General features: G+C 64.8%; 11 protein-coding genes. 8 read left to right on the top strand and 3 right to left on the bottom strand.

The window, feature by feature from the left end; translation table 11 throughout:
- Window positions 1–111: 111 nt before the first annotated feature.
- Entirely contained in the window at window positions 112–624 is a 513-nt protein-coding gene (locus QWZ14_RS02785; protein ID WP_290315042.1) for a hypothetical protein, read from the bottom strand.
- Between the two features lie 130 nt (window positions 625–754).
- Between QWZ14_RS02785 and QWZ14_RS02790 the strand changes: the two genes are divergently transcribed.
- The 7 genes from QWZ14_RS02790 (at window position 755) to QWZ14_RS02820 (ending at window position 6,952) form a co-directional block, all read left to right on the top strand.
- Window positions 755–1,189 carry a TFIIB-type zinc ribbon-containing protein gene (locus QWZ14_RS02790; protein WP_290315043.1) on the top strand — a complete coding sequence of 145 codons (435 nt, stop codon included), beginning with the start codon at window positions 755–757 and terminating at the stop codon, window positions 1,187–1,189.
- A 122-nt stretch (window positions 1,190–1,311) separates the two neighbouring features.
- Window positions 1,312–2,808, top strand: coding sequence for a phospholipase D-like domain-containing protein (locus QWZ14_RS02795; protein ID WP_290315044.1), 1,497 nt, complete (start codon window positions 1,312–1,314; stop codon window positions 2,806–2,808).
- An 11-nt stretch (window positions 2,809–2,819) separates the two neighbouring features.
- Window positions 2,820–3,443, top strand: a complete 624-nt coding sequence (locus tag QWZ14_RS02800; protein WP_290315045.1) for a DedA family protein — start codon at window positions 2,820–2,822, stop codon at window positions 3,441–3,443.
- Window positions 3,443–4,354: a cation diffusion facilitator family transporter gene (locus QWZ14_RS02805; protein WP_290315046.1), complete on the top strand. Its 912-nt coding sequence runs from the start codon at window positions 3,443–3,445 to the stop codon at window positions 4,352–4,354. Before QWZ14_RS02800 ends, QWZ14_RS02805 begins: the two co-directional genes overlap by 1 nt.
- Before the next feature lie 34 nt (window positions 4,355–4,388).
- The gene (locus QWZ14_RS02810) at window positions 4,389–4,850 is read left to right on the top strand and encodes an MgtC/SapB family protein (RefSeq protein ID WP_290315047.1); all 462 of its coding nucleotides are present in this window, start codon (window positions 4,389–4,391) and stop codon (window positions 4,848–4,850) included.
- 122 nt (window positions 4,851–4,972) lie between these two features.
- Complete coding sequence (locus QWZ14_RS02815) at window positions 4,973–5,659, top strand: ZIP family metal transporter (protein ID WP_290315048.1); 687 nt, start codon at window positions 4,973–4,975, stop codon at window positions 5,657–5,659.
- A gap of 351 nt (window positions 5,660–6,010) precedes the next feature.
- Complete coding sequence (locus tag QWZ14_RS02820) at window positions 6,011–6,952, top strand: NAD(P)/FAD-dependent oxidoreductase (protein ID WP_290315049.1); 942 nt, start codon at window positions 6,011–6,013, stop codon at window positions 6,950–6,952.
- 48 nt (window positions 6,953–7,000) lie between these two features.
- On the opposite strand, the gene QWZ14_RS02825 is transcribed toward QWZ14_RS02820, so the two are convergent.
- Window positions 7,001–7,282: a four-helix bundle copper-binding protein gene (locus tag QWZ14_RS02825; RefSeq protein WP_290315050.1), complete on the bottom strand. Its 282-nt coding sequence runs from the start codon at window positions 7,280–7,282 to the stop codon at window positions 7,001–7,003.
- Between the two features lie 147 nt (window positions 7,283–7,429).
- Here QWZ14_RS02825 and QWZ14_RS02830 point away from each other — a divergent pair.
- Window positions 7,430–8,607, top strand: a protein-coding gene (locus tag QWZ14_RS02830; RefSeq protein ID WP_290315051.1) for an IS3 family transposase whose coding sequence is annotated in 2 segments (ribosomal slippage) — window positions 7,430–7,718 and window positions 7,718–8,607 — 1,179 coding nt in all. Because the reading frame shifts where the segments join, the coding sequence is not laid out codon by codon here.
- A gap of 196 nt (window positions 8,608–8,803) precedes the next feature.
- Here the strand turns inward: QWZ14_RS02830 and tnpA are convergent.
- Window positions 8,804–9,097 carry an IS66-like element accessory protein TnpA gene (gene tnpA / locus QWZ14_RS02835; protein ID WP_290315053.1) on the bottom strand — a complete coding sequence of 98 codons (294 nt, stop codon included), beginning with the start codon at window positions 9,095–9,097 and terminating at the stop codon, window positions 8,804–8,806.
- Between the last annotated feature and the right edge of the window lie 222 nt (window positions 9,098–9,319).

Genomic DNA, 9,319 nt, shown 5'->3' on the forward strand with positions numbered 1-9,319 from the left:
CCGGCCGCTTTCTGGCCCCGCTTTTCAGCAGCCTGCTAGTGGCTAGAGGATGTAAAAGGCTTCTCTAGCCGGTGAATGATTCACTTGTGCTGGGAGTTGAGCCTCGATGCGCTAACTTTCCGTTACGTTGCGCGTTGAAGGTATTGGGCGAGGACGTACTACCCCGGCACGTGGTCGCTCCCGTTGAAAACAGACAAGACTAAGGAAGCAGTCATGCCGCAAGAGAAGTCTGGTCAGCACCATGACCACCCTGGCCACAAGCCCGGCGACCTCGATCAGCACGGGCACCGAGACAAGGCGGCGCAGGAGAAGCCCGGTCAGCACCATGACCACCCTGGCCACAAGCCCGGCGACCTCGACCAGCACGGGCACCAAGACAAGGCGGCGCAGGAGAAGCCCGGTCAGCACCACGACCATCCTGGCCACAAGCCCGGTGATCTTGACCAGCACGGGCACCGCGACAGCACCACGCAGGAAGTTGCCGGTCAGCACCATGACCATCCCGGCCACACCCCCGGTGACCTCGACCAGCATGGGCACCGCGACAAGGCGGAGCAAGAGAAGCCTGGGCAGCACCACGACCACCCTGGCCACAAGCCCAGTGACCTCGACCAGCACGGACATCGCGACAAAAGCGCATCGCCAAAGCCCTGAGGGACTTGCCTGACGACAGGGCCGCGTTCATGCGGCCCTGTCGTCTTTCCAAGGTTAGTGCGACCGTTCGGCATAGAGGCCAGAAACGTAGGATCAGCAGATGAGCGATTCGACCACCGAACGGCCTGCTGTCGGCATGCCCTGCCCGCGTTGCCGCGTGGACCTGATCATGAGCGACCGGCAAGGTGTCGAGATCGACTATTGCCCGCAATGTCGCGGCGTCTGGCTCGACCGCGGCGAGTTGGACAAGATCATCGAGCGCAACGCGCAGTTTCAAGCGCCTTCCATGCCAGATACGGCGGCTTCCCAGCCCCAACCCCCCTCTTCCGGCACAGCGAGCCCGTGGCTGGCTCCCAGTCAGGGAGCGCCCGGCTATGCCCCAGCCGCGCCGCCTCCTGGCGGTTGGGGACCGGGCTACGACCAACGTAGCGGCTCCGGCGGCTACGGTAGTGGCCATGGAGGAGGACACGGCGGCGGACATGGTGGTAGCCGCGACGGGCACAACAATTCGTTCCTCGGAAGGCTGTTCCGCTGAAAAGAGTTGCGATACCAGAAACTGTGTCCCATCGGGAACAGGGTAAGCTTGGCGAGCCTAACCGAAGTGGTCAGGTGCTGAAGCCGGGCACCACCTGCTGGCGCTTGGCTCATGCTGACCGCATGGCCGTAATTATCGATGCTGCAGCCTACTTTTTGCACCTCAAGGCGGCGATCCTGCGGGCACGGCATTCCATCCTTCTTGTTGGTTGGGATTTCGACGCGCGCATCGAACTCGACCGCAGCGGCGGTGCCCCGGACTCTGTGCCAAATCGGATTGGCTCTTTGCTGGACCACGCTGTGCGGTGCAATCCTGGGCTGCGCGTCTATGTGCTGCGCTGGGACCTCGCCTTTCTCAAGATGCCGTTTCGTGGCACGACGCCGTTCTTCCTGCTCGAATGGCTCGGCGGGCATCGCCTGCATTTCCATCTGGACCGGCACCATCCGCCGGGCGGCTGCCACCACCAGAAGATCGCGGTAATCGACGATGCGGTCGCCTTTTGCGGCGGCATCGATGTTACCGGAGGCCGCTGGGATACGCCTGCCCATCGCGACGACGATCCGGCTCGCCTGTGGCCGAACGGAACGCCGCACGGTCCCTGGCATGACGTGACGACGGCGGTGGACGGCGAGGCCGCACGCGCCCTCGGCGATCTCGCCCGGGATCGCTGGTTTGCCGCCAACGGCTGGCGGCCCGACCCGCCGCAGTCCGACCGTGACTGCTGGCCCGAGGGGCTGAAGGCGGCATTTCAGGACGTGGATGTCGCAATCGCCCGAACCCAGCCTGCCTATGACGGCCTGCCGGAGGTGCGCGAGATCGAGGCGCTTTATCTCGCAGCGATCGCCTCGGCCCGTCGCAGCATCTACCTGGAAAGCCAGTACTTCAGCGCGCACCGGATCAGCGAAGCCCTGGCGCAACGGCTTGCTGAGCCGGACGGACCGGAAGTTGTCATCGTCAATCCCGATCAGGCGAAAGGCTGGCTTGAGGAGGAGGTGATGGGGGCGGGCCGCGCTCTTCTGCTCGAGAAGCTGCGCGAGGCGGATCTTTACGGGCGGCTGCGGTTCTGCACGCCCGTGACTGCGGGCGGCGGCGCCATCTACGTCCATGCCAAGGTGCTGGTGGTCGACGACACGCTGCTGCGGATCGGCTCGTCCAACATCAATAACCGCTCCATGGGGGTGGACACCGAGTGCGACCTGGCAGTGGAGGTTCGGCCGGAGGATGCAAGGGCATCGGAGGTGCGTGCCGCCATCCTGCGGGTACGCGACAGCCTGCTCGCGGAACACCTGGGTATCGGGTGCGACGAGTTCCGGGCGGCGTTGCAGGCGGCGGGTGGGTCGCTTGTCAGGACGCTCGACCGGTTGGCACGATCGTCCGGCCCCACCCTGTTGCCCTTCGACCCGCCGGAGCTGTCGGAGGCCGAGCGCGAACTGGCGGAGACTCACGCGCTTGACCCGCACCGGCCCGAGGCCATGAACGAGACGTTCATCCGCGCGCTCCGCCTCCTGCCGCCCGTCCAGGTGGCCGTTGCTGCTGCCCTTGTCGCGGCCGGCGCCGGCGCGATCGCCTGGTGCTGGAAACGCGCAGGCAGACGCCCCAAGGGGCGGATTGGGCAGTAGGAGGAGGCGTGATGTTCGACTGGATCGTGGGTTTGGTGGAGCAGGGCGGCTACCTTGGCATCGCCCTGCTCATGCTGGCCGAGAACCTGTTCCCGCCGATCCCCTCCGAACTGATCATGCCGCTGGCGGGGTTCTCGGCCGCACAGGGCAAGCTGGACGTCGTGCTGGTGGTCCTTTCCGGCACAGTCGGCTCTGTGCTAGGGGCGCTGGCCTGGTACTGCCTGGGGCGATGGCTGGGACCGGACCGGCTGCGGCGCTTTGCCGACCGTCATGGTCGCTGGCTGACCCTCTCACCGGTGGAGGTGGACCGCGCCCGGGCCGCCTTTGCCCGCTGGGGAGTGCCGGCGGTGTTCGCTGGGCGGCTGGTGCCGGCTGTGCGCACGCTGATCTCCGTGCCAGCCGGCATTGCCGCCATGGGCCTGGGCCGCTTTTTGGTCTGGACCACGCTGGGCACAGCGCTCTGGGCCATTTTTCTGGCGGGACTAGGCTACTTGCTCCAGGAGCAGTACCAAGCCGTGGCATCCTGGGTAAATCCAGTTTCGAACGCCGTCGTAGGCGCACTGGTGCTCGTCTATGTCTATCGCGTGGTTACCTTCCGTTCTCAGAAGCCCCTGGCCGGGCGAGGAACACGCTGATGCATGGCAGTCACTCGCAGGCACCCACAACTGCTTCGGCCGCGGCGCGGCACAAGCGCCGGATGGCCTGGGCACTGGGCCTAACGCTCACCTACATGGCGGCCGAGGTGGCCGGGGGGCTGATTACCGGCAGTCTTGCCCTGCTCGCGGACGCCGCGCACATGATGACCGACGCCGGCGGCCTCGCGCTCGCGCTAATGGCAATCCGCTTCGGTGAACGGCCGGCAACTCCGCAGCGGACCTACGGATACCTGCGCGCGGAGATCCTTTCCGCACTCGCCAACGCCGTCGTGCTGCTGGTCCTTACCATCTATATTCTCTACGAGGCGTATCGCCGCTTCGTGGATCCGCCGGAAGTCCTGGGCTGGCCCATGCTGCTGGTGGCCGCAGTGGGGCTTGCCGTCAACCTCATCAGTATGCGCCTGCTCTCGGGCGGGTCGTCCGAAAGCCTCAACGTCCAGGGCGCCTACTTCGAAGTACTGAGCGACATGCTCGGCTCGCTTGGGGTCATCGTGGCCGCGCTCGTCATCATGTGGACGGGTTGGGAGTTGGCGGACCCCATCATCGGCGCCGGCATCGGTCTGTTCATCGTGCCGCGGACCTGGAACCTACTGCGGCAAGCCACCCACATCCTGCTGGAAGGCGCGCCGCCGCGTGTGGACGTAGGCCTGATGGAACGAGGCATCGCCACCATCCCAGGCGTCGTAGCGGTGCACGATCTGCATGTCTGGACAATCACTTCCGGCCTGGATGCCATGAGCGCGCATGTCACCGTGCAAGATACAGCCGAGGGCATACGGGTGCTGCGCGACGTGCGGATCCTGGTCAAGGAGCGGTTCGGGATCGACCACATCACGGTGCAGGTCGAAGACGAGGGCCTGCGGGGGACAGAAAAGGCGACGCAGGTATGACCGTGTGGCCGACCGCCCAGGTGAGGAGAGCGACGTGACAAGCTCTTTATGGGGTGTCTGGGGCGATGTCACGAACCACCTCGTGCGCATGGCTCTGGCCTTCCTGTTCACCTTGCCTATCGCCTGGAACCGCGAGCATGGAACCAGGAGCGCCGGTCTGCGCACCTTCCCCATCGTCGCGCTGGCAAGCTGCGGCTTCGTGGTGCTCGCAATCGAGGTGCTCGGGGAGCGATCGCCGGGGCAGGCGCGCATCCTGGAAGGCCTGATCACCGGCATTGGCTTCATCGGTGGCGGGGCCATCCTCAAAGCCGGTACCACCACGCACGGCACGGCGACTGCGGCGAGCATCCTGAATACCGGCATTGTGGGCGGCGCGGTCGGATTCGGCTTCTACGACATCGGCTTCGTGCTCGCGCTCGCCAACTTCCTTGTCCTCGTCGCCCTCGGCAAACTCAAGCCGGACAACGAAGACAAGCCTGCCGGAGGCGAGGCTTAGCCTTCAGCCTTACAAAGTTTGCAACCCAGCTATTGTACAGGAAGGTGAGTAACGGTCATGGTAGAGTCACACCGCAGGCCGTTCGCACCATTTCTACCCTGCGGCCAGCCAGGCGCCGCATGTTGAGCGGGGCCGTCGCCTACACGCTGATCCCGTTCGCCGGGCTGCTCCTGGGAGCCTTGGCGGCGGTGTTCAGACCGCCTGGGCCAAACGCCAAGAGCGCGATCCAGCACTTCGCCGCGGGCGTGGTATTCGCCGCAGCCGCGAGCGAAATCCTGCCGGGTTTGAAGCATGAGGGGGCGGCATTGCCCATCGCCCTGGGCGGCGGACTAGGCGTGGCTGCGATGCTGCTGGTCAAAGAAGCAGGGCGACGGGCCGGGGGCTCGACGGGGCTTGCCGCGATCGGTGCAGTGGACATCCTGATTGACGGCCTCGTGCTTGGAGTCGGCTTCGTTGCCGGTCAGCAGCAGGGATTGCTGTTGACCGTCGCGCTTACTCTTGAGGTGGTGTTCCTTGGCTTGACCACCACCCTGGCGTTGCGCGAACGGATCGCCTCCCGCGTTGCAGTGGTCGCGGTGGCACTCGGCATCGGGTTGCTGCTGCCGATCGGTGGCTTCCTCGGCGGCTTGGCCGGCGGGCTGCCACGTCCCTATCTCGACGCCTTCTTCGCGTTCTCCCTCGTCGCGCTGCTCTACCTCGTGACGGAAGAATTGCTGGTCGAGGCACACGAGCAGCCAGAAACTCCGCTGATCACCGCCGTCTTCTTCGCGGGCTTCCTCGCATTACTCGTACTGGAGGAAGCACTTTGACAGTCGTCGCCAACCGTTGTTTCATTCCGCAATAAATACTTTCGGTACAGAGCACTCGCCGTGACCAAAGGGCTGTTCGTCATCGGTGCCCTAGCGGCGATAGCGCTACTTGCGACGGATGCCGCGCTCTTCCTGAAGCGCCTCTTGCCGGACAGCCTCGCCCCAAACTTTGTCGGGCCGATCCTGTCGGTCGTGGGCGCCCTTCTCTTTACGTGGTATGTCAGACGGAAAAGCTAGGCTTTGCCCACCGCCGTCGGATCTCATCCCGATTATTAAAGCAGGAGCACAAGCTCCTGCTCTTTTTCTATGCGCCAACCGCGATTCATGAACTAGCGAGCTTCGGAGATCGACGTGGCCAACGAGACTGAACAGTTAGTGGAACAGCTCGACTGCCTGATCATCGGTGGTGGGCCAGCCGGATTGACGGCCGCGATCTATCTCGCACGCTACCACCGCCGGGTCGCGGTGGTCGACAACGGCAACAGCCGGGCGCTTTGGATCCCGATCTCTCATAATCATGCGGGCTTCCCGGACGGCATCGGCGGCGCGGACCTGCTGGGCCGTATGCGTGCTCAGGCCGAGCAGTACGGCGCACGCCTGATTAACGGGTTCGTCGACGCGATCGAGGTGGGACAGGATTGCTTCCTCGCGCGCGGCGAGGGTCTGGCACTGAAGGCGCGCACCCTCCTCCTGGCCACCGGCACCGAGAACCGGCGGCCGAACGTCAACCCGGCGACGCATCGCGCGGCACTCGATCGCGGGTTGCTGCGCTATTGTCCGGTCTGCGATGGCTTCGAGGCGACCGGACAGGCCATCGGCGTGATTGGCGGTAACGCGCGCGGCGTCGCGGAGGCGATGTTTCTCCGCACTTACTCGGACGACATCACCTTGCTCGCCACCGAAAAAATCGAGATCGATGAGGACGATCGAGCCCTTCTGGGCGGCGCCGGCATCAGGATCGAGGAGCGATCACTCGAAGGACTCGACTTCGGCGAGCATCGCGTAACGGCACGCCTGCAGGATGGCACAGAGCTGGGCTTTGACACGGTGTACCCCGCTCTCGGCTCGGACTCGAATGACGCGCTGGCGCAAGCGCTTGGCCTTCAGATGGGCGACGGGTGCTGTATTGCGGTCGACCAGAAGCAGCGCACGAGCCACGCGGGCATCTATGCGGCTGGCGACATCGTATACGCGCTGGACCAAATCAGCATCGCTATGGGCCATGCGGCAATTGCGGCCACCGCGCTACACAACGACCTCCGCCTGCGCGACGGTCAGATGCGAGCGGGTTGACACGTTCATACCGACGGCACGGCGCCAGATGGCGCCATGCCGCGGGCCCTAGCGGCTGACAGCCGTGCCCGTCATCTTGTCACAGCCCTCGGCACAACGGCAGCATGACTCGGCGGTCGCCTTCATCTTGCCGTCAGGATCCTCATGCTCCTCGCAGAGCTTGGCGCAGGCGCGGCAGATTTCGGCGCATTCGCGACACAGGTGTTCGTGGTGCGGCGACTGCCGGGCTATGAAGTCGGCCGCCGTGATGCAGATCTGGGCACAGTCGAGAAGGGCCACAAGGTGGCCCTTCTTGGAATGCTGGGTGGGCCCGTGCAGAATGTGGGTCACCGTCTCGGTGCAGGAGGTAAGCGTCGCGGCAGCTGCACAGCACATGTGACTGGACAAGCTGCCCACGCTGCTGGGTGAGCAGGCTGGTGACCCTGCCCCGTGTTGGTGGACACTTCGGATAAGCTCCTGCGGGAGCGAGGTGCCCTGATGACGAGCAAGACGCGACGGGAGTTCACGGAGGAGTTCAAGCGGGAGGCGGTGTTGCTGCTGGAAAGCAGTGGCCGCCCGCTGATGCAGGTGGCGAAGGAGTTTGGGATCCATCCCTCGATGCTGCGGAACTGGCGGGCGCGAGGCCATGGACCAACGGGATCAGCTGCAGGGCAAGCAGCGGCTGGCAAAAAAATGCTGCCTGCTTCACCGGAGCAGGCAGAGATCCGGCGGCTGCAGAAGGAACTCGAACGGGCGCAGATGGAGCGCGACATCCTAAAAAAAGCCATCGGTATCTTCTCGGGCCCGCCGAGATGAGGTTCCGTTTTATCGAGGACCATCGCAAGACGTTCCTCGTGCGGGTGATGTGCTCGGTCCTGGAGGTCAGCGCCAGCGGGTACTATGCGTGGAGGCACCGACCCGAGAGCATCCGCTCACAGGCCAGTCGGGCCCTGCTCGGGGACATCCGCCGCGTCCATACCAAAAGCCGCCGCCGCTATGGTAGTCCGCGGGTCCATGCGGCTCTGCAGGCCGAGGGGCAGCGGGTGGGCCGCAACCGTGTGGCGCGCCTGATGCGGCGGCACGGCATCGCGGTACCAAGCAAACGCCGCTTCCGGGTGACCACTGACAGCAAGCACGGCTTCCCCGTTGCCCCCAACCTGCTGAACCGCAAGTTCACCGCTCCCGGACCCAACAAGGTGTGGCTGGCGGACATGACGTACATTCCAACCGGTGAGGGCTGGCTGTATCTCGCCGTCGTGCTGGACCTCTTCTCGCGCAAGGTGGTCAGCTGGGCGATGCGCGAGACCATAGCACAGGAGCTGACACTTTCGGCCCTACAGATGGCGATCACCAACCGCCAACCAGGTCCGGGACTGCTGCAACACTCGGACCGCGGGAGCCAATATGCGGCGCACGACTACCGCCGCCTGCTGGCCAAGCACGGCACGCTCTGCTCGATGAGCCGGAAGGGAAATTGTTGGGATAATGCCCCCATGGAAAGCTTCTTCGGCAGTCTGAAGACCGAACTTGAGGAGGACGGACCGTTCTTGACTCGTCAGGACGCCAGATCCACCCTCTTCAGATTCCTCGAAGCCTTCTACAATCGAACCCGCCTACATTCGGCCATTGGCTACAAAACACCAGCCGACATGGAACAACTCGCCGCGGCCGCGTAGGCCGTAACCCGTGTCCACTCATACGGGGGAAGGTCACCACACGCGTCACGCCATCCGTGGCAGCATCAGTGCTAGCACTGATGCGAGACTTCGAGCCGGCCATCGCCTCACCTCCGCGACCGCCTACCTCTCAGCCATACCGCACCCGCGCAAGAAGGGCCCCATGGCTGCGCTTACGACTTTCTCTCCGACGCTCTCACTTGACACGCCCGCGCGATTGCGACGTCGGGCGTGGTGTCTGCGTCGTCGGCGCATCGTCGATCACATGGACCGGCACCAACTTGGGCGCTGCATCGGCGCACACCACGCCGGGCATCGTCCCCTCGCGTACTTGCCGTCGCCAGTCGAAGAGCAGGCTCCGGCTCATCCCGTGCCGGTCCGCCACCGCCGCCACCGATGTACCCGGCCGCAACACTTCCTCGACCAGCAACAGCTTCTGCTCCAGCGTCCAACGGCGACGCCGTGCCACGACGCTGATGACCTCACCCACTCTACGTCCGGCACCGACCTTACCCCTCGGCTTAAGGGCGGCAACGGACGCTCGCGCCACCCAACAGCCACGCAGATCAGCCGATCAGCCTGCCGCGCCGCAAGGCAGCCGACGGTGGACGCTTACGGCGGCATCCACTAGTTTCAGTCGCGGAAGTTCGCTGGGCCAGCACGCCGATGAGGCCTAGCAGGCTGCTGAAAAGCGGGGCCAGAAAGCGGCCGG

It is taken from the genome of Paeniroseomonas aquatica (genome assembly GCF_030409335.1).
In the GTDB taxonomy this organism is placed as follows: domain Bacteria; phylum Pseudomonadota; class Alphaproteobacteria; order Acetobacterales; family Acetobacteraceae; genus Belnapia; species Belnapia aquatica.